37 protein-coding genes and 1 riboswitch are annotated in these 23111 nt (G+C 66.9%); of the genes, 36 read left to right on the forward strand and 1 reads right to left on the reverse strand.

Annotated features, from left to right (window positions below):
- Positions 1 to 113: 113 nt before the first annotated feature.
- The 34 genes from tuf (at position 114) to truA (ending at position 19734) form a co-directional block, all read left to right on the forward strand.
- On the forward strand, positions 114 to 1307 hold the full coding sequence (tuf, locus tag ADL15_RS25245; RefSeq protein ID WP_067696106.1) for an elongation factor Tu: 1194 nt from the start codon (positions 114 to 116) through the stop codon (positions 1305 to 1307).
- Positions 1308 to 1680: 373 nt separating this feature from the next.
- Complete coding sequence (gene rpsJ, locus ADL15_RS25250) at positions 1681 to 1989, forward strand: 30S ribosomal protein S10 (protein ID WP_007073037.1); 309 nt, start codon at positions 1681 to 1683, stop codon at positions 1987 to 1989.
- A 10-nt stretch (positions 1990 to 1999) separates the two neighbouring features.
- On the forward strand, positions 2000 to 2650 hold the full coding sequence (gene rplC, locus ADL15_RS25255) for a 50S ribosomal protein L3 (protein WP_067696108.1): 651 nt from the start codon (positions 2000 to 2002) through the stop codon (positions 2648 to 2650).
- Complete coding sequence (gene rplD / locus ADL15_RS25260; protein ID WP_067696111.1) at positions 2647 to 3294, forward strand: 50S ribosomal protein L4; 648 nt, start codon at positions 2647 to 2649, stop codon at positions 3292 to 3294. The genes rplC and rplD overlap by 4 nt, the downstream gene beginning before the upstream one ends.
- Positions 3291 to 3593 (forward strand): 50S ribosomal protein L23, encoded by a 303-nt coding sequence (gene rplW / locus ADL15_RS25265; protein WP_067696114.1) that lies wholly within the window; start codon positions 3291 to 3293, stop codon positions 3591 to 3593. Before rplD ends, rplW begins: the two co-directional genes overlap by 4 nt.
- A 12-nt stretch (positions 3594 to 3605) precedes the next feature.
- A complete protein-coding gene (gene rplB / locus ADL15_RS25270) occupies positions 3606 to 4445 on the forward strand; it encodes a 50S ribosomal protein L2 (protein ID WP_067696117.1) in 840 nt (279 codons plus the stop codon).
- A 14-nt stretch (positions 4446 to 4459) separates the two neighbouring features.
- Entirely contained in the window at positions 4460 to 4741 is a 282-nt protein-coding gene (gene rpsS / locus ADL15_RS25275) for a 30S ribosomal protein S19 (RefSeq protein WP_067696121.1), read from the forward strand.
- 31 nt (positions 4742 to 4772) lie between these two features.
- Entirely contained in the window at positions 4773 to 5231 is a 459-nt protein-coding gene (gene rplV, locus ADL15_RS25280) for a 50S ribosomal protein L22 (RefSeq protein WP_067696124.1), read from the forward strand.
- The gene (gene rpsC, locus ADL15_RS25285; RefSeq protein ID WP_067696127.1) at positions 5231 to 6058 is read left to right on the forward strand and encodes a 30S ribosomal protein S3; all 828 of its coding nucleotides are present in this window, start codon (positions 5231 to 5233) and stop codon (positions 6056 to 6058) included. Before rplV ends, rpsC begins: the two co-directional genes overlap by 1 nt.
- Positions 6059 to 6061: 3 nt before the next feature.
- A complete protein-coding gene (rplP, locus tag ADL15_RS25290; RefSeq protein WP_014687763.1) occupies positions 6062 to 6487 on the forward strand; it encodes a 50S ribosomal protein L16 in 426 nt (141 codons plus the stop codon).
- A complete protein-coding gene (rpmC, locus tag ADL15_RS25295) occupies positions 6487 to 6720 on the forward strand; it encodes a 50S ribosomal protein L29 (protein WP_067696129.1) in 234 nt (77 codons plus the stop codon). The genes rplP and rpmC overlap by 1 nt, the downstream gene beginning before the upstream one ends.
- Positions 6717 to 6992: a 30S ribosomal protein S17 gene (gene rpsQ / locus ADL15_RS25300; RefSeq protein WP_067696132.1), complete on the forward strand. Its 276-nt coding sequence runs from the start codon at positions 6717 to 6719 to the stop codon at positions 6990 to 6992. Before rpmC ends, rpsQ begins: the two co-directional genes overlap by 4 nt.
- 92 nt (positions 6993 to 7084) lie before the next feature.
- A complete protein-coding gene (gene rplN / locus ADL15_RS25305) occupies positions 7085 to 7453 on the forward strand; it encodes a 50S ribosomal protein L14 (RefSeq protein ID WP_007465279.1) in 369 nt (122 codons plus the stop codon).
- Entirely contained in the window at positions 7450 to 7770 is a 321-nt protein-coding gene (rplX, locus tag ADL15_RS25310) for a 50S ribosomal protein L24 (protein WP_157441595.1), read from the forward strand. Before rplN ends, rplX begins: the two co-directional genes overlap by 4 nt.
- A complete protein-coding gene (rplE, locus tag ADL15_RS25315) occupies positions 7770 to 8339 on the forward strand; it encodes a 50S ribosomal protein L5 (RefSeq protein WP_067696137.1) in 570 nt (189 codons plus the stop codon). Before rplX ends, rplE begins: the two co-directional genes overlap by 1 nt.
- A gap of 1 nt (position 8340) precedes the next feature.
- The gene (locus ADL15_RS25320; RefSeq protein WP_014440734.1) at positions 8341 to 8526 is read left to right on the forward strand and encodes a type Z 30S ribosomal protein S14; all 186 of its coding nucleotides are present in this window, start codon (positions 8341 to 8343) and stop codon (positions 8524 to 8526) included.
- Positions 8527 to 8603: 77 nt separating this feature from the next.
- A complete protein-coding gene (gene rpsH / locus ADL15_RS25325; RefSeq protein ID WP_014440735.1) occupies positions 8604 to 9011 on the forward strand; it encodes a 30S ribosomal protein S8 in 408 nt (135 codons plus the stop codon).
- 14 nt (positions 9012 to 9025) lie between these two features.
- A complete protein-coding gene (rplF, locus tag ADL15_RS25330; protein ID WP_067696140.1) occupies positions 9026 to 9565 on the forward strand; it encodes a 50S ribosomal protein L6 in 540 nt (179 codons plus the stop codon).
- Positions 9562 to 9957: a 50S ribosomal protein L18 gene (gene rplR, locus ADL15_RS25335; RefSeq protein WP_067696143.1), complete on the forward strand. Its 396-nt coding sequence runs from the start codon at positions 9562 to 9564 to the stop codon at positions 9955 to 9957. The genes rplF and rplR overlap by 4 nt, the downstream gene beginning before the upstream one ends.
- Before the next feature lie 13 nt (positions 9958 to 9970).
- Positions 9971 to 10594 (forward strand): 30S ribosomal protein S5, encoded by a 624-nt coding sequence (gene rpsE / locus ADL15_RS25340; protein ID WP_067696146.1) that lies wholly within the window; start codon positions 9971 to 9973, stop codon positions 10592 to 10594.
- A complete protein-coding gene (rpmD, locus tag ADL15_RS25345) occupies positions 10594 to 10776 on the forward strand; it encodes a 50S ribosomal protein L30 (protein ID WP_014687772.1) in 183 nt (60 codons plus the stop codon). Before rpsE ends, rpmD begins: the two co-directional genes overlap by 1 nt.
- A complete protein-coding gene (gene rplO / locus ADL15_RS25350; protein ID WP_067696149.1) occupies positions 10776 to 11225 on the forward strand; it encodes a 50S ribosomal protein L15 in 450 nt (149 codons plus the stop codon). The genes rpmD and rplO overlap by 1 nt, the downstream gene beginning before the upstream one ends.
- Before the next feature lie 231 nt (positions 11226 to 11456).
- Positions 11457 to 12797 (forward strand): preprotein translocase subunit SecY, encoded by a 1341-nt coding sequence (secY, locus tag ADL15_RS25355; RefSeq protein ID WP_067696152.1) that lies wholly within the window; start codon positions 11457 to 11459, stop codon positions 12795 to 12797.
- A gap of 74 nt (positions 12798 to 12871) precedes the next feature.
- Positions 12872 to 13525 (forward strand): adenylate kinase, encoded by a 654-nt coding sequence (locus ADL15_RS25360; RefSeq protein WP_067696155.1) that lies wholly within the window; start codon positions 12872 to 12874, stop codon positions 13523 to 13525.
- Between the two features lie 3 nt (positions 13526 to 13528).
- Complete coding sequence (gene map / locus ADL15_RS25365) at positions 13529 to 14362, forward strand: type I methionyl aminopeptidase (RefSeq protein WP_067696160.1); 834 nt, start codon at positions 13529 to 13531, stop codon at positions 14360 to 14362.
- 107 nt (positions 14363 to 14469) lie between these two features.
- Positions 14470 to 14910 carry a DUF1707 SHOCT-like domain-containing protein gene (locus ADL15_RS25370; RefSeq protein ID WP_232344324.1) on the forward strand — a complete coding sequence of 147 codons (441 nt, stop codon included), beginning with the start codon at positions 14470 to 14472 and terminating at the stop codon, positions 14908 to 14910.
- A 214-nt stretch (positions 14911 to 15124) separates the two neighbouring features.
- Positions 15125 to 15346 (forward strand): translation initiation factor IF-1, encoded by a 222-nt coding sequence (gene infA, locus ADL15_RS25375; RefSeq protein ID WP_007073013.1) that lies wholly within the window; start codon positions 15125 to 15127, stop codon positions 15344 to 15346.
- A gap of 50 nt (positions 15347 to 15396) precedes the next feature.
- Positions 15397 to 15513, forward strand: coding sequence for a 50S ribosomal protein L36 (gene rpmJ / locus ADL15_RS25380; protein ID WP_014687778.1), 117 nt, complete (start codon positions 15397 to 15399; stop codon positions 15511 to 15513).
- 169 nt (positions 15514 to 15682) lie between these two features.
- On the forward strand, positions 15683 to 16063 hold the full coding sequence (gene rpsM, locus ADL15_RS25385; RefSeq protein WP_067696164.1) for a 30S ribosomal protein S13: 381 nt from the start codon (positions 15683 to 15685) through the stop codon (positions 16061 to 16063).
- A gap of 17 nt (positions 16064 to 16080) precedes the next feature.
- Positions 16081 to 16488: a 30S ribosomal protein S11 gene (rpsK, locus tag ADL15_RS25390; protein WP_014440747.1), complete on the forward strand. Its 408-nt coding sequence runs from the start codon at positions 16081 to 16083 to the stop codon at positions 16486 to 16488.
- Between the two features lie 15 nt (positions 16489 to 16503).
- Positions 16504 to 17130 (forward strand): 30S ribosomal protein S4, encoded by a 627-nt coding sequence (gene rpsD / locus ADL15_RS25395; RefSeq protein WP_067696167.1) that lies wholly within the window; start codon positions 16504 to 16506, stop codon positions 17128 to 17130.
- Positions 17131 to 17214: 84 nt separating this feature from the next.
- Complete coding sequence (locus tag ADL15_RS25400; RefSeq protein WP_067696170.1) at positions 17215 to 18237, forward strand: DNA-directed RNA polymerase subunit alpha; 1023 nt, start codon at positions 17215 to 17217, stop codon at positions 18235 to 18237.
- 36 nt (positions 18238 to 18273) lie between these two features.
- The gene (rplQ, locus tag ADL15_RS25405) at positions 18274 to 18834 is read left to right on the forward strand and encodes a 50S ribosomal protein L17 (RefSeq protein ID WP_067696173.1); all 561 of its coding nucleotides are present in this window, start codon (positions 18274 to 18276) and stop codon (positions 18832 to 18834) included.
- A 75-nt stretch (positions 18835 to 18909) separates the two neighbouring features.
- Positions 18910 to 19734, forward strand: a complete 825-nt coding sequence (gene truA / locus ADL15_RS25410) for a tRNA pseudouridine(38-40) synthase TruA (RefSeq protein WP_067696176.1) — start codon at positions 18910 to 18912, stop codon at positions 19732 to 19734.
- Here truA and ADL15_RS25415 read toward each other — a convergent pair.
- On the reverse strand, positions 19723 to 20559 hold the full coding sequence (locus tag ADL15_RS25415) for a hypothetical protein (protein WP_067696179.1): 837 nt from the start codon (positions 20557 to 20559) through the stop codon (positions 19723 to 19725). The two genes, truA and ADL15_RS25415, sit on opposite strands and share 12 nt — an antisense overlap.
- A gap of 95 nt (positions 20560 to 20654) precedes the next feature.
- Here ADL15_RS25415 and ADL15_RS25420 point away from each other — a divergent pair, with 95 nt between their 5' ends.
- The gene (locus ADL15_RS25420) at positions 20655 to 21275 is read left to right on the forward strand and encodes a class I SAM-dependent methyltransferase (RefSeq protein ID WP_067696183.1); all 621 of its coding nucleotides are present in this window, start codon (positions 20655 to 20657) and stop codon (positions 21273 to 21275) included.
- Between the two features lie 26 nt (positions 21276 to 21301).
- Complete coding sequence (locus ADL15_RS25425) at positions 21302 to 22948, forward strand: ABC-F family ATP-binding cassette domain-containing protein (RefSeq protein WP_067696185.1); 1647 nt, start codon at positions 21302 to 21304, stop codon at positions 22946 to 22948.
- A 34-nt stretch (positions 22949 to 22982) separates the two neighbouring features.
- Positions 22983 to 23093, forward strand: a riboswitch (TPP riboswitch).
- Positions 23094 to 23111 lie beyond the last annotated feature (18 nt).

Here is a 23111-nt window from a genome sequence, read left to right on the forward strand (position 1 = left end):
TGAGGCACGTGCGGCCCGTCGAGGGCCGCACGTGCACAAGCAGTCGACAGAGTCCTGAGCGCCTTATCGGCGTGCCGGGCGACCAGTAAGTACCAGTCCACAGGAGGACACCAGTGGCGAAGGCGAAGTTCGAGCGGACTAAGCCGCACGTCAACATCGGCACCATTGGTCACATCGACCACGGTAAGACGACGCTGACTGCGGCCATCACGAAGGTCCTGCACGACGAGTTCCCCGACCTGAACCCGTACACCCCGTTCGACGAGATCGACAAGGCGCCTGAAGAGAAGGCCCGTGGTATCACGATCTCGATCGCGCACGTCGAGTACCAGACCGCGTCGCGCCACTACGCGCACGTGGACTGCCCCGGCCACGCCGACTACATCAAGAACATGATCACCGGTGCCGCGCAGATGGACGGCGCGATCCTGGTCGTGGCCGCCACCGACGGCCCGATGCCGCAGACCAAGGAGCACGTGCTCCTGGCCCGCCAGGTCGGCGTTCCGTACATCGTCGTCGCCCTGAACAAGAGCGACATGGTCGAGGACGAGGAGCTCCTGGAGCTCGTCGAGCTCGAGGTCCGCGAGCTGCTCAGCACGTACGAGTTCCCGGGCGACGACCTGCCGGTCGTTCGCGTGTCGGCGCTCAAGGCGCTCGAGGGCGACCCGGAGTGGACCGCCAAGCTCCTCGAGCTGATGAACGCGGTCGACACCGCGATCCCGCAGCCCGAGCGTGACATCGAGAAGCCGTTCCTCATGCCGATCGAGGACGTCTTCACGATCACCGGTCGTGGCACCGTGGTGACCGGTCGGGCCGAGCGTGGCATCCTCAAGCCGAACGAGGAGGTCGAGATCGTGGGCATCCGCGAGAAGTCGACCAAGACCGTTTGCACCGGCATCGAGATGTTCCGCAAGCTGCTCGACGAGGCCCGCGCGGGCGAGAACGTCGGCCTGCTGCTTCGTGGCATCAAGCGCGAGGACGTCGAGCGCGGCATGGTCGTCGTGAAGCCCGGCAGCAGCACCCCGCACACCGACTTCGAGGGTCAGGTCTACATCCTCTCGAAGGAAGAGGGCGGCCGGCACACGCCGTTCTTCCAGAACTACCGCCCGCAGTTCTACTTCCGCACCACGGACGTCACCGGCGTCGTCACGCTGCCCGAGGGCACCGAGATGGTCATGCCGGGTGACTCCACCTCCATGGAGGTCAAGCTGATCCAGCCGATCGCCATGGAGCAGGGTCTGAAGTTCGCGATCCGTGAGGGTGGCCGCACCGTCGGCGCCGGCACGGTCACGAAGATCACTAAGTGATGACGGGTTGTCCGTGACCTACGTCGCGGACAACCCCTCATTGGTGACCCCGATTAGCAATGCTGGGTTCAATCCGGCATACTAGTCAGGTTGCGTCCGCGCGGGGTGGGTAGCTGGCTTCGTTCAGGTACCCACCCTCGCCGGGTGTCCGGGTGTGTTTTCGTTGCCACCTGGTACCCCAGATCCCCGTGATCGCGTCCGCCCCCAGCAAGATCGGGGGTGGAGGCTGGAAGCTGAATGCACAGCATTCTGCGACGAGGCGCGACACGCCCGACCGCGGGGGTCGGACAACGCAGGATCAACGGTCCTGCGGGCATGCGGAAGCCACCGCTTCTGCACGTAGCGGCATCGAGAGAAGGAAACAGAAGCCACCATGGCGGGACAGAAGATCCGCATCCGGCTCAAGGCCTATGACCACGAGGTCGTCGACTCCTCGGCGCGCAAGATCGTCGAGACGGTGACGCGTACGGGGGCGCAGGTCGCAGGCCCGGTGCCGCTGCCCACGGAGATCAACCGTTTCTGCGTGATCCGTTCGCCGCACAAGTACAAGGACTCGCGCGAGCACTTCGAGATGCGCACGCACAAGCGTCTGATCGACATCATCGACCCGACTCCGAAGACGGTCGACTCGCTTATGCGCCTCGACCTGCCGGCCGGGGTCGACATCGAGATCAAGCTGTAGGGACCGGACAATGGACAGGCAAGTTAAGGGGATCCTGGGCGCCAAGCTCGGCATGACCCAGGTCTGGGACAACAACAAGGTTGTCCCGGTAACCGTGGTGCAGGCCGGCCCTTGCGTCGTGACCCAGGTCCGCACCTCTGAAAAGGACGGCTACTCCGCGGTCCAGCTGGCGTACGGCGCGATTGACCCTCGTAAGGTCAACAAGCCGGAGAGCGGCCACTACGCGAAGGCGGGTGTGTCGCCGCGGCGCCACATCGTGGAGCTCCGCACCAGCGACGCCGGCGAGTACGAGCTCGGCCAGGAGATCTCCCTCGCGGAGTTCGCGGCCGGTACCTCGATCGACGTCACCGGTAAGACCAAGGGCAAGGGCTTTGCCGGCGTCATGAAGCGGCACGGCTTCCACGGTCTGCGGGCCAGCCACGGTGTCGAGCGCAAGCACCGCTCGCCCGGTTCGATCGGCGCCTGCGCGACCCCCGGTCGCGTCTTCAAGGGCGTCAAGATGGCCGGCCGCATGGGCGGCAAGCGCTTCACCGTGCAGAACCTCACGGTTCAGGCGGTCGACGCCGAGCGCAACCTGATCCTGGTCCGTGGCGCAGTGCCCGGTCCCAAGGGCGCGCTGATCCTGGTCCGTACCGCAGCCAAGAAGGGCGGTGCCAAGTGAGCTCGGTTGACGTGATCAACATTGAGGGCACCAAGACCGGTTCGGTCGAGCTGCCCGGGAACATCTTCGACGTTCAGGCGAACATCCCCCTGATGCACCAGGTCGTCGTGGCGCAGCTCGCCGCGGCGCGGCAGGGTACCGCCAAGGCGAAGACCCGCGGTGAGGTCGCCGGTGGCGGCAAGAAGCCGTACAAGCAGAAGGGCACCGGTCGCGCCCGTCAGGGCTCGATCCGCGCGCCGCAGTTCACCGGCGGTGGCGTCGTGCACGGCCCCGTGCCGCGCGACTACAGCCAGCGGACCCCGAAGAAGATGAAGGCCGCCGCTCTCCGTGGCGCCCTCTCGGACCGGGCCCGCGACGGCCGCGTGTTCGTCGTCGAGGCGTTCGTCAACGGCGACAAGCCGTCGACCAAGGCCGCGATCGCGACGCTGCGCAAGGTCGTGCAGACCAACAAGGTTCTCGTCGTTCTGGACAGCCAGGACGAGCTGAACTGGGTGTCGCTGCGCAACGAGCCTTCCGTGCACCTGATCGAAGCCGGCCAGCTGAACACGTACGACGTGCTGGTGGCCGACGAGATCGTCTTCACCAAGGTCGCGCTCGACGAGTTCCTGGGCGGCTCCGAGAAGTCCGAGGAGGGCGACAAGTGAGCACGATCGCCGACCCGCGCGACATCATCGTCGCTCCGGTGGTCTCCGAGAAGAGCTACAGCGTTCTCGATCAGAACTGGTACACGTTCCTCGTCCGCCCGGACGCGAACAAGACCGAGATCAAGATCGCGATCCAGCAGATCTTCGATGTCCGCGTGCTGACGGTTAACACCATCAACCGCCAGGGCAAGCGCAAGCGCACCAAGACGGGCTTCGGTCAGCGTAAAGCGACCAAGCGCGCCATGGTGAAGCTGGCTGACGGTGACCGCATCGAGGCCTTCGGCGGCCCGGTCAGCTAAGGGGTTGTAGACATGGCTATCCGTAAGTACAAGCCGACTACGCCGGGCCGCCGCGGCTCGAGCGTCGCCGACTTCGCTGAGATCACCCGGTCGACGCCGGAGAAGTCTCTGCTGGTTCCGCTGCCCAAAAAGGGTGGTCGCAACGTCCACGGCCGCATCACCACGCGGCACCAGGGCGGTGGCCACAAGCGGCAGTACCGGCTGATCGACTTCAAGCGCAACGACAAGGACGGCGTGCCGGCCAAGGTCGCTCACATCGAGTACGACCCGAACCGTACGTCCCGCATCGCACTGCTGCACTACGCCGACGGCGAGAAGCGCTACATCCTCGCGCCGAAGGACCTGAAGCAGGGCGACCGCATCGAGTCCGGTGTGGGCGCGGACATCAAGCCGGGGAACAACCTTCCTCTGCGCAACATCCCGGTCGGTACGACGATCCACGGTGTGGAGCTTCGTCCCGGCGGTGGCGCCAAGCTGGCCCGTTCGGCCGGCGTGGGTATCCAGCTGCTCGGCCGTGAGGGTGTTTACGCCACTCTGCGTATGCCGTCCGGTGAAATCCGGCGTGTCGACGTTCGTTGTCGCGCGACGGTCGGCGAGATCGGTAACGCCGAGCAGTCGAACATCAACTGGGGTAAGGCCGGCCGCATGCGCTGGAAGGGCAAGCGCCCGACCGTCCGTGGTGTCGCCATGAACCCTGTCGACCACCCGCACGGTGGTGGTGAGGGTAAGACCTCTGGTGGTCGTCACCCGGTCAACCCGGCTGGAAAGCCGGAGGGCCGTACCCGCCGCAAGGGCCAGGAGAGCGACAAGCTGATCGTTCGCCGCCGCTACGCCACCCGCAAGCGCGGGTAACGGGAGTTTAAAAGATGCCTCGCAGCCTGAAGAAGGGCCCGTTCGTCGACGACCACCTGCTCAAGAAGGTGGAAGTCCAGAACGAGAAGAACTCGAAGAACGTCATCAAGACCTGGTCGCGTCGATCGACGATCATTCCCGACATGCTCGGGCACACGATCGCCGTGCACGACGGCCGCAAGCACGTCCCGGTCTTCATCTCCGAAGCCATGGTCGGCCACAAGCTCGGCGAGTTCGCTCTGACCCGTACGTTCAAGGGTCACGAGAAGGACGACCGCAAGAGCCGTCGTCGCTAGTCAGTCCACGGATAAGAAAGGGGTTACAGCGATGCCAGTAAAGAATGACGCTCCGGCGCTTCCGGGCTCTCGCGCAGTTGCGAAGCACGTCCGCATGTCGGCGAGCAAGGCACGCCGTGTCGTCAACCTCGTCCGCGGTCTGCCCGCGAAGGAGGCTCTGACGGTCCTGCAGTTCGCGCCGCAGTCGGCGAGCGAGCAGGTCTACAAGGTGCTCGCGAGCGCTATCGCGAACGCGGAGAACAACGAGCGGCTCGACCCGGACGCACTCCTCGTGAGCGAGGCGTACGTCAACGAGGGTCCGACGCTCAAGCGGTTCCGTCCGCGGGCGCAGGGCCGGGCTTACCGGATCCGCAAGCGCACGTGTCACATCACTATCGCGGTCGAGGCGGTCCAGGTGGCCCGCCCGGCGAAGAAGGCTTCGGCGAAGAAGGCCAACAAGGCCGCAGAGCCGGCCGCCGCCGAGTCCCAGAGCACGGAGGGTGCCGAGTAATGGGTCAGAAGGTTCACCCCACCGGGTTCCGCCTCGGCATTTCCACCGACTGGAAGAGCCGCTGGTTCGCCGACAAGCTCTACAAGGACTACATCGGCGAGGATGTCAAGATCCGCCGCATGATGTCCAAGGGCCTCGAGCGCGCCGGCATCTCCAAGGTGGACATCGAGCGCACCCGTGACCGGGTTCGCGTCGACATCCACACCGCCCGGCCGGGCATTGTCATCGGCCGTAAGGGTGCGGAGGCCGACCGGATCCGTGGCGAGCTCGAGAAGCTCACCGGCAAGCAGGTCCAGCTGAACATCCTCGAGGTGAAGAACCCCGAGTCGGACGCTCAGCTCGTGGCGCAGGGCGTCGCCGAGCAGCTGTCCTCTCGGGTCAGCTTCCGTCGGGCGATGCGCAAGGCCATGCAGTCGGCCATGAAGAACCCGATCTGCAAGGGCATCCGCGTGCAGGTCTCCGGTCGCCTCGGCGGCGCGGAGATGAGCCGCACGGAGTTCTACCGTGAGGGTCGCGTTCCGCTGCACACGCTGCGGGCGAACATCGAGTACGGCTTCTTCGAGGCCCGTACCACGTTCGGCCGGATCGGTGTGAAGGTCTGGATCTACAAGGGCGACGCCGTACCGGGTCGCGAGGCCGTCGCTGAGGCGCCCGCGCGTCCGCGCCGTGACCGCGCCGACCGCCCCGAGCGTCCGCGCCGTGGCCGTTCCGGTTCGTCCGGCACGACTGCGGGCGGCACCGAGGCCGGCCGGGCCGCTCAGGCCGCGGCGACCGCCGATGACACCGCTGCGGCTCCGGCTGCGGCTGAAACGCAGCAGGAGGGCTGACCTGTGCTGATGCCCCGTAAGCCCCCGAAGGGCTTCCGTAAGCCCCACCACCCGGACCGCCACGGCGCGTCCAAGGGCGGTAACCGGGTCGTCTTCGGTGAGTTCGGTATCCAGGCTCTTGAGCCGGCGTACGTGACGAACCGGCAGATCGAGTCGGCGCGTATCGCGATGACCCGCCACATCAAGCGTGGCGGCAAGGTCTGGATCTCGATTTTCCCGGACCAGGCCCTGACGAAGAAGCCTGCCGAGACCCGCATGGGTTCCGGTAAGGGTTCTCCCGAGTGGTGGGTCGCGAACGTCAAGCCGGGACGCATTCTCTTCGAGATGTCCTTCCCGAACGAGACGGTCGCGCGCGAGGCGATGCGCCGCGCGATCCACAAGCTCCCGATGAAGTGCCGCATCGTGACGCGCGAAGTGGGTGAAAGCTAATGGCAGCGGGCGTTAAGGCAGCCGAGCTGCGCGAGAGCTCCGACGAGGAGCTGGTCGCGAAGCTGCGGGAGGCCAAGGCGGAGCTGTTCAATCTTCGTGTGCAGCGTGCGACCGGGCAGCTCGACAATCACCGTCGACTGCAGGTCGTCCGCAAGGACATTGCGAAGATCTACACGATCATGCGTGAACGTGAGCTTGGGCTCTCGGTCGCGCCGGATGAGGTGACGGCATGAGTGAGAACACCACCGCCGCTCCGCGCGCTCAGCGCAAGGTGCGTGAGGGTCTCGTGGTCAGCGACAAGATGGACAAGACTGTTGTCGTCGAGGTCGAGGACCGGGTCAAGCACGCCCTGTACGGCAAGGTCATCCGCCGTACGCGGAAGCTGAAGGTGCACGACGAGTCCAACTCGGCGGGTACCGGCGACCGGGTCTCGATCATGGAGACGCGTCCGCTCTCCGCCACCAAGCGGTGGCGGATCGTGGAGATCCTCGAAAAGGCCAAGTGAGTACGCTGGGCCGGCTGCGGCCGGCCCAGCGGACCATCGTTCCGCCAAGCTTCGGTACGTCACCGGAGAACTGGCAGACATAGGAGACAGACGTGATCCAGCAGGAGTCGCGACTGCGTGTCGCCGATAACACGGGTGCCCGGGAGATCCTGTGCATCCGCGTACTCGGTGGCTCCGGTCGCCGTTACGCGAGCATCGGCGACGTCATCGTGGCCACGGTCAAGGACGCCATTCCGGGTGCCGGTGTGAAGAAGGGCGACGTCGTCAAGGCTGTCGTCGTTCGCACCGCCAAGGAGCGTCGTCGTCCGGACGGCTCGTACATCCGCTTCGACGAGAACGCCGCCGTCATCATCAAGGACGGCGGGGACCCCCGCGGTACCCGCATCTTCGGCCCGGTCGGGCGCGAGCTGCGCGACAAGCGGTTCATGAAGATCATTAGCCTGGCGCCGGAGGTGCTCTGACCGTGAAGATCAAGAAGGGCGACACGGTCGTCGTCATCGCCGGCAAGGACAAGGGTGCCAAGGGTAAGGTCATTGCGGCCTTCCCGAGGCAGGACAAGGTCCTGGTCGAGGGCGTCAACCGAGTCAAGAAGCACGAACGCATCCGTACCAACCAGCGTGGTTCGAAGACCGGCGGCATTGTCACTCAGGAAGCCCCCGTGCACATCTCCAACGTGCAGGTGCTGGACGACCAGGGTAAGCCGACCCGCATCGGGTACCGGATCGACGATAACGGGACCAAGGTCCGGATCGCGCGTACGACCGGTAAGGAACTCTGATGACTGCCCCCACTGAGACCAAGACGCTGCCCCGCCTGCAGAGCAAGTACCGCACCGAGGTGGTGCCGGCGATCCGGGAGCAGTTCAAGTACGGCAACCCGATGCAGACCCCGGGCCTGGTCAAGGTCGTGGTCAACATGGGTGTCGGCGAGGCTGCCCGCGACGCCAAGCTCATCGACGGCGCGGTCCGCGATCTGACCACCATCACCGGTCAGAAGCCGCTGGTTCGCCGGGCGACCAAGTCGATCGCGCAGTTCAAGCTCCGTGAGGGCATGCCGATCGGCGCCAAGGTCACCCTGCGTGGCGACCGGATGTGGGAGTTCCTGGACCGCCTGCTGTCCATCGCGCTGCCGCGTATCCGCGACTTCCGCGGTCTCGACGGGCGCAAGCTGGACGGCCACGGCAACTACACGTTCGGCCTCACCGAGCAGTCGGTGTTCCACGAGATCGACCAGGACCGGATCGATCGCACGCGGGGCATGGACATCACGGTGGTCACCACCGCCACGACCGACGACGAGGGCCGGGCGCTGCTGAAGCTCCTGGGCTTCCCGTTCAAGGAGAACTGATATGGCTAAGAAGGCGCTGATCATCAAGGCGGCCGCGAAGCCCAAGTTCGCCGTGCGCGCCTACACCCGCTGCCAGAAGTGCGGTCGCCCGCACTCGGTCTACCGCAAGTTCGGTCTGTGCCGGGTTTGCGTGCGGGACATGGCTCACCGTGGTGAGCTGCCCGGCGTGTCCAAGGCCTCCTGGTAACACCCGACTTAGTAATACCGCTTCGCCGTAGGCCCGGGTCCCCCGGGAACCCCGGCGAGAAAGGTTGACGAATACCCATGACGATGACGGACCCGATCGCAGACATGCTGACGCGTCTGCGCAACGCCAACCAGGCGTACCACGACAAAGTGACGATGCCCTACTCGAAGATCAAGGCGAACATCGCCGAGGTCCTCAAGGCCGAGGGTTACATCGCGTCGTGGACGTCTGAGGAGCCCGAGGAGGGCGCGGTCGGCAAGCGTCTGGTCGTTGAGCTCAAGTACGGCCAGAACCGCGAGCGCAGCCTCGCCGGCATCAAGCGCGTCTCGAAGCCGGGCCTGCGTGTATACGCCAAGTCCGACGAGCTGCCCCGCGTGCTCGGTGGTCTCGGTGTCGCGATCATTTCGACGTCCCAGGGACTGCTGACCGACAAGCAGGCCCGCAAGCGGAGCGTTGGCGGGGAAGTCCTCGCCTTCGTCTGGTAACTGGAGACTTAGACATGTCGCGAATCGGACGTAAGTCGATCCCGGTCCCGGCCGGCGTCGACGTCACCATCACGGGGCAGACCGTTAAGGTCAAGGGCCCCAAGGGCGAACTGTCGCACACCGTCGCGGAGCCGATCACGGTTTCTCAGGACGGCGGCGAGCTGGTCGTCAACCGCCCCAACGACGAGCGCAAGGCCAAGGAGCTGCACGGTCTTTCGCGCACTCTGGTCGCCAACATGATCGTGGGCGTGACCGAGGGTTACAAGAAGACCCTCGAGATCAACGGCACCGGTTACCGTGTCACCGCCAAGGGCAAGGACCTGGAGTTCGCTCTGGGCTTCTCGCACCCGGTGAACATCGTGCCGCCGACGGGGATCACGTTCTCGGTCGAGAGGCCCACCCAGTTCACTGTGGCGGGCATCGACAAGCAGCTTGTCGGCGAGGTCGCCGCCAACATCCGGAAGATCCGCCCGCCGGAGCCCTACAAGGGCAAGGGCGTCAAGTACCAGGGCGAGGTCATCCGCCGCAAGGCTGGAAAGGCAGGTAAGAAGTGACCGCCACGCTGCTCAAGCGCCGCAATGGCGGCGGTGTCGCCTCACGGCGCGCCGTTGGCAAGGCGCGTCGTCACTTCCGGGTCCGCAAGAACGTGGCCGGTACGGCCGAGCGTCCCCGCCTGGTCGTCACCCGGTCCTCGCGGCACATCACCGCGCAGATCATCGACGACCTCAAGGGTCACACGCTCGCTTCGGCCTCGACCCTCGACACCTCGATCCGGGGCACCGAGGGCGACAAGAGCGCGCTGGCCGGCAAGGTTGGCACGCTCCTCGGCGAGCGCGCCAAGGCCGCGGGTATTTCCAAGGTCGTCTTCGACCGCGGTGGCAACAAGTACGCGGGGCGTATCGCCGCGCTTGCCGGTGCCGCTCGCGAAGCCGGACTCGAGTTCTAGGAGGGATTGACCAATGCCTGGTCAGCAGCGCCGTGGCGGCGGGTCCGGCGGTAGCACCGAAGGTGGCGGCCGCCGCGACAACCGTCGTGAGGGCGGTCGCGGCAACGCGCCCGTCGAGAAGACCCCTCACCTCGAGCGGGTCGTCGCGATCAACCGTGTCGCCAAGGTCGTCAAGGGTGGTCGTCGCTTCAGCTTCACCGCCCTGGTGATCGTCGGCGACGGTGACGGCACCGTCGGTGTCGGTTACGGAAAGGCCAAGGAGGTGCCCGCGGCGATCGCCAAGGGCGTCGAAGAGGCCAAGAAGCACTTCTTCAAGGTCCCGCGGATCGGTGCGACCATCCCGCACCCGATCACGGGTGAGGCTGCCGCAGGTGTCGTCCTGCTCAAGCCGGCGTCCGCTGGTACCGGTGTTATCGCCGGTGGCCCGGTGCGTGCCGTGCTGGAGTGCGCGGGCATCCACGACATCCTGTCGAAGAGCCTCGGCTCCTCGAACCCGATCAACATCGTGCACGCCACGGTGGCCGCTCTGAAGGGCCTCGAGTCCCCGGAGCAGGTCGCGGCTCGTCGTAGCCTGCCGGTGGAGGACGTGGCGCCGGCGGCCATGCTGGCGTCGCGTGCGGAAGCGGCGGTGCGCTGATGGCCCGCCTGAAGGTCACCCAGATCCGGTCCGAGATCGGCCGTAAGCAGAACCAGCGGGACTCCCTGCGGTCGCTCGGCCTCAAGCGGATCAACGATGTGGTGGTCAAGGAGGACCGTCCCGAGATTCGGGGCATGATCTTCGCCGTGAACCACCTCGTCACTGTCGAGGAGGTCGAGTAATGGCGATCAAGGTCCACCACCTGCGCCCGGCGCCCGGTGCCAAGACTGCGAAGACCCGTGTGGGTCGCGGTGAAGGCTCCAAGGGCAAGACCGCCGGTCGCGGCACCAAGGGCACCGGAGCCCGCAAGAACACCCCGGCGTCGTTCGAGGGTGGGCAGATGCCCATCCACATGCGTCTGCCGAAGATGAAGGGCCTCCGGAACAAGCCGCGCAACAAGGTTGTTTTCCAGGTCGTGAACCTGGACCGCCTTGCTGAGCTGTTCCCGAACGGCGGCGAGGTCGGCCCGGCCGAGCTCGTCGAGTCCGGCGCGGTTCGCAAGAACCTCCCGGTCAAGGTCCTCGGCTCGGGTGAGCTGAACGGCGTGTCGCTGACCATCAAGGCGCACGCGTTCAGTGACTCCGCCAAGGAGAAGATCGCTGCTGCTGGTGGTTCCGCCACTCAGCTGTGAGGCTTGTGGGGGTGCTCGTCCGGACTTCGTGTTCGGCGAGCATCCCCTTGTGGCGTCTGACCTGCACTTCTGTGATTGCTCGTAACGCACCGCCGCACTGACGGCTACCGTGGCTGACCACGGCGGCTCAAGACTGTTAGAGTCCGTTCCCAGCTAGGGATATCGGTCATCCGGACCGATGCCTTCCCCCCGATCCGCCATTCGGCGGTGACCTCGCGCAGGAGGAAGAAGTTGCTCTCCGCCTTTTCGAGTGCGTTGCGGACGCCTGACCTGCGCAAGAAGTTGTTGTTCACGGTGGCGATCATTGCGCTCTACCGGCTCGGCGCTACCTTGCCCAGCCCAGGCGTCTCGTACACCAATGTGCAGGCTTGCCTCAAGATCACCGAGCAGTCGGGCAACCAGGTTCTGAACCTGCTGAACCTGTTCTCCGGTGGTGCTCTGCTCCAGCTCTCGATTTTCGCGCTCGGCATCATGCCGTACATCACCGCGTCGATCATCCTGCAGCTGCTCACCGTGGTCATCCCGCGGCTCGAGCAGCTCCGCAAGGAGGGTCAGTCCGGTCAGGCGAAGATCACCCAGTACACCCGCTACCTGACCCTCGGCCTGGCGATCCTGCAGTCCTCGGCGTTCGTCGCCCTGGCTCGGACCGGCCAGCTGTTCGGCGGTCTGTGCGACCAGGACAACCCGTCCTACCAGATCATCCCGGAGAACACCGGCATCCCGATCTGGCTCACTCTTACCGTTCTGGTCATGACGATGACCGCCGGCACCGGCGTGGTCATGTGGCTCGGCGAGCTGGTCACCGACCGCGGCGTCGGCAACGGCATGTCCGTCCTGATCTTCACCTCGATCGCCGCTCGCCTCCCCGGCGAGGGCTGGACGATCAAGCAGACCGCCGGCACCGGCAAGTTCCTCCTGGTGATCGCGTTGGTCCTGGTGATCATCGGCCTGGTGGTCTTCATCGAGCAGGCGCAGCGTCGCATCCCAGTGCAGTACGCGAAGCGCATGATCGGCCGGCGGATGTACGGCGGTACCTCGACCTACATCCCGCTGAAGGTGAACCAGGCGGGTGTCGTCCCGGTCATCTTCGCGTCGTCGCTGCTCTACCTGCCGCAGCTGTACTTGCAGTTCTTCGACTCGAACAATCTGACGAACTACCAGATCTGGATCCAGAACTGGCTCGCGAGTCCGACCAGCTGGCTGTACATCACGGTGTACTTCCTGATGATCATCTTCTTCACGTACTTCTACGTGTCGATCACGTTCAACCCGACTGAGGTCGCGGAGAACATGAAGAAGTACGGTGGTTTCGTGCCGGGTATTCGCCCGGGCAAGCCGACCGCCGACTACCTGGACTTCATCCTCAGCCGGATCACCCTGCCGGGCGCGTTGTACCTGGGCCTGATCTCGGTTCTGCCGAACTTCTTCTTCATCTGGCTGGACCAGAAGCAGTACCAGAACTTCCCCTTCGGCGGCACCGCGGTGCTGATCATGGTGGGTGTGGGTCTGGAGACGGTCAAGCAGATCGAGAGCCAGCTCATGCAGCGGAACTACGAAGGGTTCCTCCGGTAGTGGGCACGCGGGGCCGGGGGGCTCTGGCGTCGACGGTAGGCGTGGCTTCTTGCGACCGAAGCGAGGCGATGTAGGTGCGGCTGGTGTTGGTGGGCCCTCCGGGGGCCGGCAAGGGGACCCAGGCTGAGTTCATCGCCGCCCATCTCGCCGTACCGAAGATCTCCACCGGCGACATCTTCCGGGCGAACGTGTCGCAGGGGACCCCGCTCGGGGTCGAGGCCAAGCGGTACATGGACGCCGGGCAGCTGGTGCCGGACGAGGTGACCATCAACATGGTCCGTGACCGGCTCGCCGAGCCGGACGCGGGCGACGGGTTCCTGCTCGACGGGTTCCCGCGCACGGTGCCGCAGGCGAACGCGCTGGACAAGCTGCTCGCGGACCTCGGCACCGCGCTGGACCTCGTGATGGAACTCGTCGTCGACGACGACGAGGTGGTCCGGCGGCTCTCCGGCCGTCGGACCTGCCGCGGGTGCGGCAAGATCTGGCATGTCGAGTTCGACCCGACGAGCAAAGAGAACATCTGCGACCGCTGTGGCGCGGAGCTGTTCCAACGGGACGACGACAAGGCCGAAACCATCGCTAACCGGCTGGTGGAGTACGCGGACAAGACCGCGCCACTGGTCGACTACTACGGCGCCCAGGGCAAGCTGGTGGGCATCGACGCGACCGGGCCGGTCGAAGACGTCACGGTGCGCGCAATAGACGCCCTGCGGTCCTACGGGGGCTAAGAGATGCGACGTCAGGAGCTGGACATTCAGCTGAAGACGCCGGAACAGATCGTGAAGATGCGGGCCGCCGGTCTGGTGGTCTTCGCCGCGCTGGAAGCGATGCGGGACGCTGTCGCGCCCGGTGTCTCGACCGCCGATCTGGACGCGGTCGCGGAGAAGGTGATCCGCGACGCGGGCGCCGTCCCGTCGTTCAAGGGCTACCACGGGTTCCCGGCCTCGATCTGTGCCTCGGTCAACGAGCAGGTCGTGCACGGGATCCCGGGTGCCGAGCAGGTGCTTGTCGAGGGTGACCTGGTCTCGCTGGACTGCGGCGCGGTCCTGGACGGCTGGCACGGCGACTCGGCGATCACCGTCGGGGTCGGCGCCACCGACCCGGCGCTGCTGAAGATGGCCGAGGTCGCCGAGGACGCCATGTGGGCCGGGATCGCGGCAGCGGCCCGGGGCGTGGCGAACGGCCGGGGCCGGCTCACCGACATCTCGTTCAACATCGAGAAGGTGGTCCGCAAGGGCGGCCGGTACGGGATCGTCGACGGGTACGGCGGCCACGGCATCGGCACCGAGATGCATCAGGAACCGCACGTGCTCAACCACGGCAAGCCGGGCCGCGGCCCGCGGATCACCGCGGGCATGGCACTGGCCATCGAGCCGATGATCACGATGGGTTCGCCGCGGACCGTGGAGCTCTCCGACGGCTGGACCGTGGTGACCCGGGACGGTTCCCGCGCCGCGCACGTTGAGCACACCATGGCGCTCCTGGACGACGGGGTGTGGGTCACCACCGCCCCGGACGGCGGCCGGGCCCGCCTGGGCGATCTGGTGACCGCTCGCCAGCCCTGAGAATCGGCCTGGTCCACCCGCGCGGCGCCCGATCGCGCAGAATCCACTGCGGAGCCCGGACGACTGCCGTCTGGGCTCCCGAGCGCTCGCCTGGCATGCTGTGACCCATGGGTCGCGAGGGGATGCGCGCCGGCGATGCTGATCGCCAGCGTATTGCGGATCAGTTGAAGTCCGCGCTCGATGAGGGCCGGCTCGATCTGAACGAGTACGACGAACGGGTCCAGCGTGCCTACTCCGCACGGACCTACGGGGATCTCGATGGACTTCTCGACGATCTCCCGGGCACCGTGGGAGTCCAGCACTCACAGGTCCAGCCGCACAGCCCGGCGCCACAGCCGGCGGCGGCGGTGGCCAAGGGTGAGACGGACCACGGCGGCCGGCACACCTTCACGAGCGCGCTGACCGCGTTTCTGATCTGCACGGTGATCTGGGCGATCTCGTCGTTCAGCTCCGGACACGCCTACTACTTCTGGCCGGCCTGGGTGCTGATACCGGTGATTATCACCGGTGTGGGTGCACTCACCGACCGGGGCCGGCGCAGTCGCTGAGGCCGATCTGACACGCCCGACCCCGGGTAGCGGAGCCTGCGTTTGGTGTCCCAGGTGGGGGCGCGTAGACTGGCTTGCTGGCGCGCAGCGTCCTCTCCTTCATGTCCTCAGCGCTTCGAGGACCGAGGGAAGCCGCGGCTGGTCCGAGCCCTCTCAGGCTCGGGTATGACGTTGCAAGCCTGCCCCAGAACCCGATGTACAGGTAGCGGAGGACATGCCTAAGAAAGACGGAGCCATCGAGATCGAAGGCCGAGTGATCGAGCCTCTGCCGAACGCTATGTTCCGCGTTGAGCTCGCTAACGGTCACAAGGTCCTGGCACACATCTCCGGGAAGATGCGCCAGCACTACATCCGCATCCTTCCCGAGGACAGGGTCGTCGTCGAACTCTCGCCGTATGACCTGACCCGTGGGCGAATCGTCTACCGCTACAAGTAAGCGGGTCACGGGGATTCCACATCCCGTCTGACTGAGAGTTAAGGCAAACCGTGAAGGTCAAGCCGAGCGTCAAGCGGATCTGCAACAACTGCCGGATCATCCGGCGGCACGGCCGGGTCATGGTGATTTGCAGCACCGACCCGCGCCACAAGCAGCGTCAGGGCTGAGTCCAGCCTTTCTGCGCAGGATCCGCACCACAGAACGAGCTCGTCCCGGTCGTGACGTCATCCCGATGACGGAGCGGCCACACCCCCGGTCGGAGGCCGGGGCCCGCCGGGGCAGGCGGGATGGGATGGGCACAGACCTCCGAGAGACATCTGAGGAGCACGCCCAGAAATGGCACGTCTCGTCGGCGTCGATCTCCCCCGCGAAAAGCGAATGGAGATCGCGCTCACCTACGTCTTCGGCATCGGGCGTACCCGATCCGTCGAAGCATTGACCGCTACGGCGATCGACCTGAACAAGCGCGCCAAGGACCTCACGGAAGAGGAGCTTCTCAAGCTCCGCGAATACATTGAGGCCAACTTCAAGGTTGAGGGCGACCTGCGCCGCGAGGTCGCCGCGGACATCCGCCGCAAGGTTGAGATCGGCTGCTACGCCGGCATCCGCCACCGCAAGGGCCTGCCCGTGCGAGGACAGCGGACCCGGACCAACGCTCGTACCCGTAAGGGTCCGAAGCGGACGGTCGCCGGTAAGAAGAAGCCCGGTCGGAAGTAATAGGAGCGCACTGACTTATGCCACCGAAGGCACGCGCAGGGGCCGCAGTCAAAAAGGTCCGGCGCAAAGAACGCAAGAACGTCGCCCACGGGCAGGCGCACATCAAGAGCACCTTCAACAACACCATCGTGTCGATCACCGACCCGACCGGTGCGGTCATCTCCTGGGCCTCGTCCGGCCAGGTGGGCTTCAAGGGCTCCCGCAAGTCGACTCCGTTCGCCGCTCAGCTCGCCGCCGAGGCTGCTGCGCGTCGGGCCATGGAGCACGGCATGCGCAAGGTCGACGTGTTCGTCAAGGGCCCCGGCTCCGGCCGGGAGACCGCCATCCGTTCGCTGCAGGCCGCGGGCCTCGAGGTCGGTCAGATCTCCGACGTCACGCCGCAGCCCCACAACGGTTGCCGTCCGCCCAAGCGTCGTCGGGTCTAAGGGAGAGATCGAAGCATGGCTCGTTATACAGGGGCGGACTGCAAGCGCTGCCGCCGCGAGAAAATGAAGCTGTTCCTCAAGGGCAGCAAGTGCGACGGGCCGAAGTGCCCGTTCGAGTCGCGTCCCTTCCCGCCCGGCCAGCACGGCCGTGGACGGACCAAGGAGACCGAGTACCTGCTCCAGCACCGTGAGAAGCAGAAGGCGCGTCGCGTCTACGGCATTCTCGAGAAGCAGTTCCGCGGTTACTACGAGGAGGCTGTCACCAAGCCCGGCAAGACCGGTGAGGTGCTGCTGCAGATCCTCGAGTCGCGGCTCGACAACGTCGTCTACCGGGCTGGCTACGCCTCGTCCCGGGACGCTGCCCGCCAGGTGGTCAAGCACGGCCACTTCCTGGTGAACGGTGTCAAGGTCGACATCCCGTCGTACCGGGTGAAGGAGCACGACATCGTCACGCTCCGCGAGAAGTCGAAGGAAATGACCCCCTTCGTCGTCGCGCAGGCCCAGGCCGGTTCCCGGCCGGTGCCGGCGTGGCTCGAGCCCATCCCGGCGGAGATGAAGATCCTCGTTCACACGCTCCCGGCCCGCGCTGTCATCGACACGCAGGTGCAAGAGCAGCTGATCGTCGAGCTCTACTCCAAGTAACAAAGCTGCCCGGCGCTTTCTTCAAGCGCCGGGCACATCAGACGGCCATCAAATAGCGGTTGGCCTGACAGAAAGAAGTACAGCGTGCTCATCAGCCAGCGGCCGACTCTCTCTGAGGAGTCGATCAGCGAGACCCGTTCCCGGTTCACCATCGAACCGTTGGAGCCGGGCTTCGGCTACACCCTCGGTAACTCGCTGCGGCGGACCCTGCTGTCGTCCATCCCGGGCGCGGCGGTCACCAGCATCAAGATCGACGGCGTGCTGCACGAGTTCACCACGATCCCCGGTGTCAAGGAGGACGTGGTCGAGCTGGTCATGAACGTCAAGGAACTGACCGTCAGCTCAGAGCACGACGAGCCGGTCAGCATGTACCTGCGCAAGCAGGGCCCGGGCGACGTGACCGCCGGCGACATCCAGCCGCCGGCCGGTGTCTCGGTGCACAACCCGGATCTGAAGCTGGCGACGCTGAACAGCAAGGGCCGGCTCGACATGGAGCTGACCGTGGAGCGTGGCCGTGGCTACGTCACCGCGGCCCAGAACAAGAGCGCGGGCGCCGAGATCGGCCGGATTCCGGTCGACTCGATCTACTCGCCGGTGCTCAAGGTCACGTACCGCGTCGAGGCGACCCGTGTCGAGCAGCGCACCGACTTCGACCGTCTGATCATCGACGTCGAGTCGAAGGCGTCCATCTCGCCGCGGACCGCGCTGGCTTCGGCCGGCTCGACCCTCGTCGAGCTCTTCGGCCTGTGCCGTGAGCTGGACGAGACCGCCGAGGGCATCGACATCGGCCCGTCGCCGCAGGACGCGCAGCTCGCTGCCGACCTGGCGCTGCCGATCGAGGAGCTGGACCTCACCGTCCGGTCGTACAACTGCCTCAAGCGCGAGGGCATCAATAGCGTGGGCGAGTTGATAGGGCGTACGGAGGCTGACCTTCTGGACATCCGGAACTTCGGCCAGAAGTCGATCGACGAGGTCAAGATGAAGCTCGCCGGAATGGGCCTGGGCCTGAAGGACAGCGCGCCCTCCTTCGACCCGGCGCACGTCGTGGACTCGTTCGGCGACGTGGACTACGACACCGACGACTACCGCGAGACCGAGCAGCTGTAAAGCTCGGTTGCGCCATCTTTTCAAGGAGCATCTGAAATGCCCACGCCCACCAAGGGTGCCCGCCTCGGCGGCAGCCCGGCCCACGAGAAGCTCATCCTGGCGAACCTGGCCACCGAGCTCTTCCGGCACGGGAAGATCAAGACCACCGAGACGAAGGCCAAGCGGCTGCGTCCGCTGGCCGAGCAGCTCATCACGAAGGCCAAGCGCGGTGACCTGCACGCCCGTCGCCGGGTTCTGGGCATCGTGAAGGACAAGGACGTCGTGTACGCCCTGTTCGAGCAGATCGCTCCGCGGTACGCGGGTCGTCCCGGTGGCTACACCCGGATCACCAAGACCGGTCCCCGCAAGGGCGACAACGCTCCGATGGCCGTCATCGAGCTGGTCGAGGAGGCTCAGGTCGCGGCCACCACCGCGCCGGCCGCCAAGGCCGCCGCTCGTAAGGCCACCGCGCAGCAGGACAAGCTCGAGGCCCTGGCTCCCGAGGAGACCGCCCCCGAGGCGGTCGCCGACGACCAGGACGCCGAGGCTCCGGTCAGCGCTTCCGGTGACAAGAGCGAGACCAAGGAAGACGCCAAGGACGACGACGCCAAGGCGTGATTTTTCTGGAACGGCCCGGCACCCGATGGGTGCCGGGCTTTTCCTTTGGCTGCGGTTAGAGGAGCGCGCTGCGGGATGACCGACACCATCCGCCTACGACTTGAGATTTCGTACGACGGCGCCGCGTTCGCCGGGTGGGCCGTCCAGCCCGGCCAGCGGACGGTGGCCGGGGTGCTGGCCGAGGCACTGCACCGGATCCTCGGCGACCCGGGGGCTGAGACGCCGCTGGGCCTGACCGTGGCCGGGCGTACCGACGCCGGGGTGCACGCCACCGGCCAGGTCTGCCACATCGACCTGCCGGCCGGCCGGTACGCGGAGCTGGCCGGGTCGCTGCTGCGCCGGCTGGGTGGGCTGATGCCCGGCGACGCCCGGGTCAAGGCGATCATCCCGGTCCCCGACACGTTCGACGCCCGCTTCTCCGCGACGTTCCGCCGGTACGAGTACCGGGTCTGTGACGACCCCTGGGGCCCGGACCCGCTCCGCCGCCACGACACCCTGGGCTGGCCCCGCCCGCTCGATCTGGACCGGCTGAACGCCGCCGCGATCGGGCTGCTCGGCGAGCACGACTTCGCCGCGTACTGCAAGCGCAAGGAGCACGCCACCACGATCCGGGCGATCAACAAGCTGGACTGGCGGCGCGACCCGGACCGGACCCTGGTGGCCACCGTGCAGGCCGACGCGTTCTGCCAGGCCATGGTGCGCAGCCTGGTCGGCGCGATGATCGCGGTCGGTGAGGGCCGCCGCGGGCCGGAGTGGCCGGCGACGCTGCTCACCCTGCGGGAACGCTCCAACCAGGTGACCGTGGCCGGCGCGCACGGCCTGACCCTGGTCGCGGTCGGCTACCCGGCCGCCGACGAGTACGCGTCCCGCGCCGACGCCACCCGGCGGCTACGAGCCTGACGCGCGGCGGGCCAGGACCAGGTCGCTCAGGTAGTCGTCGAGCAGGTGGCTGGTGATCTGCCCGAGCAGTGGCTCGCCGCTCGGCACCGGCTCACCGGCCGGCCCGGTGATCACGCAGTACAGCAGGTAGTGGCCGCGGGCCCGCCAGCCGACCGGGGTGCCGGACGGTATCTGCGCGCCGGTCATCGCGGTGAAGCTGCCGTCACCCGTCTCGACCAGGGCGCGGACCCGGTCGGCGACCGCGTTCGCGCTCTGCGTGTCGGCGAGGTTCAGCACCCCGGCGGTGACCAGGTACCCGCTGTCCGGCACGGCGAGGGTGGCCCGGACCGCCTGCGAACATCCGTACCCGGAAAGCTCGGACCGCAAGGCGCCGGTGACAGCGACCGTGCAATCGGTCTCGGCCACCGCGTTCTCCACCTGGTAGCCGGCGGCGCCGGCCGGAAACGTCTCGGCGACGGTGAGCGGACTCGGATCGGCGGCCCGGGATGCGATGGTCCGGTCGGTGGCCGCGGCCGGATCACGGCCTTCGTCGGAGACGATGAGGAAACCGAGCATCAGGCAGATGCCCAGCACGATCAGGGCGGCCAGGCCGCGGGTCAGCAGGTGCATTGTGGCGTGGGGCTCGCGCCAGGCGTGCCGCCGCGGGCGGACCAGAAGCCGTGTGTGCACCCGGGGCCGCGCGGGCTGCCGATGCTGACCGGCGGTGGGCCGGGGAGCCTGGCGGACGAGCCACGTGCGGAACAGGACCAGGGGGCGGACCAGGAGCGTCAAGTCGGGGGCCGAGGTGGCGCGGTGAGCGGAGCGGTTCGGGGTGGCGTACCGCATGGGTGACAAGCTAGGCGCGGACGTCGATCTATGAACGCACAGCGTGTCCGGCACCCGGCGGTTGCTCGTCCGTTATGACGCGGGAGACTGGTCGGGTGACCGCCGAGCATTACTTCAGCACCGATCCGGACACCCCGCTGCGCCGGAGAGACATCGAGTTCAGCGTGGCCGGCCGGGACTACCGGCTCGCCGTCGCCAACGGGGTGTTCTCCGCCGGGCGACTGGACCCGGGCACCGCGGTGCTGCTCCGCAAGGCCGGCCTGCCCGGCCCGGAGACCGAGGGCACCCTGCTCGACCTGGGCTGCGGATACGGCCCGATCGCCTGCGTGCTCGCCGCCGAGGCGCCGCTGACCACGGTCCACGCGATCGACGTCAACTCCCGGGCCCGCGAGCTGACCGTGGAGAACGCCGCCACCCTCGGCCTGGCCGCCCGGATCCGGGTGCACGCGCCGGACGAGGTGCCGGCCGACGTGGTGTTCGACCAGATCTGGAGCAACCCGCCCACCCACGTCGGCAAGACCGAGCTGCGCGCGCTGATGGCCCGCTGGCTGCCCCGGCTGGCGCCGGACGGCGTGGCCTGGCTGGTGATCAACCGGAACCTCGGTGGTGACTCGCTGCACACCTGGCTGACCGAGTTGGACTGGCAGGTCGAGCGGATCGCCAGCCAGAAGGGCTTCCGCGTGCTGAGGGTTACCAGAAAACCCGCTGCCGTCTGAGGCTCTGACCGGGCAGGATGCCGGGCATGGGTTACGTGGATGTCGCCGGTGCCGGTTTTGTGCTGCCGGACGGCCGGGAGCTGTTCGCCGACGTGTCGTTCCGAGTCGGTGAGGGCGCCAAGGTCGCGCTGGTCGGTCCGAACGGTGCGGGCAAGACCACGCTGATGCGGATGGTGGCCGGGGACATCCCGATGCAGTCCGGCACCGTCGCGCGGGTCGGCGGGCTGGGCGTGATGCGCCAGTTCATCGGCATGATCGGCGACGACCGCACGCTGGAGGACCTGGCGCTGTCGCTGGTCGCCCCGCCGCTGCGCGACGCGGGCTCGAGGTTGGCCGGCGCCACGGCCGCGCTGGACGAGACCGAGAAGAGCCAGATCGCGTACGCGAACGCGCTGGCCACCTGGGGCGAAGTCGGCGGGTACGACGCCGAGGTGGTCTTCGACACGGTCGCGGTCGCCATCCTCGGCAAGCCCTGGGAAGAGACCAAGGACCGGGTGGTCCGCACCCTCTCCGGCGGTGAGCAGAAACGGTTCGCCCTGGACCTGCTGCTGCGCGGCAACGACGAGGTGCTGCTGCTCGACGAGCCGGACAACTTCCTCGATGTGCCGGCCAAGCGCTGGCTGGAGCAACGGATCCGGGAGTCCAGCAAGGCGATCCTGTTCGTCTCGCACGACCGGGAGCTGCTCGCACAGACCGCCGACCGGGTGGTCGCGGTCGAGGGCGGCGGGGCGTGGACCCATCCGGGCAACTTCGCGTCCTGGCACGAGGCCCGGATGAACCGGCACGAGCGGATGGAAGAGCTGCGCCGCCGCTGGGACGAGGAGCACGAGAAGATCCGCGAGCTGGTCTTCATGCTGAAGAACAAGGCGGCGTACAACGACGGCCTGGCGTCGCGCTATCAGGCGGCACAGACCCGGCTGCGCAAGTTCGAGGAGGCCGGCCCGCCGCCGCTGCCGCCCAAGGAGCAGTCGGTACGGATGAACCTGCGCGGCGGCCGCACCGGCAAGCGCTCGGTGATCTGCCAGCAGGTCGAGCTGGAGAACCTGACGTTCCCGTTCGACCTGGAGATCTGGTACGGCGACCGGGTCGCGGTGCTCGGCGCGAACGGTTCCGGCAAGTCGCACTTCCTGCGGCTGCTCGCGGCCGGCGGCACCGAACCCGACCTGGAGCACCAGCCGGTCGACGGCGCGCCGCTGGCCCACGTCAAGCACAACGGGGTGGCGCGACTCGGCGCGCGGGTCCGGCCCGGTCACTTCTCGCAGACCCACGACCGGCCCGAACTTGTCGAGAAGACGCTGATCGAGATCCTCTGGCGGGGTGACGAGCACCGTTCCGGTGTGGACCGGGCCGGCGCCATGAAGGCGCTCAGCCGGTACGAGCTTGGCGCGCAGGGCGACCAGCGGTTCGGCACCCTCTCCGGTGGACAGCAGGCCCGGTTCCTGGTGCTGCTGCTGGAGCTGTCCGGTGCGACGTTGTTGCTGCTCGACGAGCCGACCGACAACCTGGACCTGGCTTCGGCGGAGGCTCTCGAAGAGGGTTTGAAGGCGTTCGACGGCACCGTGATAGCTGTCACCCACGACCGCTGGTTCACCAGGTCCTTCGATCGTTTCGTGCTGTTCAGAGCGGACAACGAGGTGGTCGAGGTGCCGGAACCCGTCTGGGATGTGCGCTAGCCAACTCCATCACGGACCGGTTATGGTCCGGTTACAAGAAACCCACGGGAGTCCGGGCACCGGGCTGAGAGGGAGGCTGAAGCGGCCTCCGACCGTAGAACCTGATCCGGGTAATGCCGGCGCAGGGAGGAGTGCGTCGTGGACGCTTTGTTTGGATCTAGGC

The organism is Actinoplanes awajinensis subsp. mycoplanecinus (assembly GCF_001509495.1).
GTDB lineage: Bacteria > Actinomycetota > Actinomycetes > Mycobacteriales > Micromonosporaceae > Actinoplanes > Actinoplanes palleronii.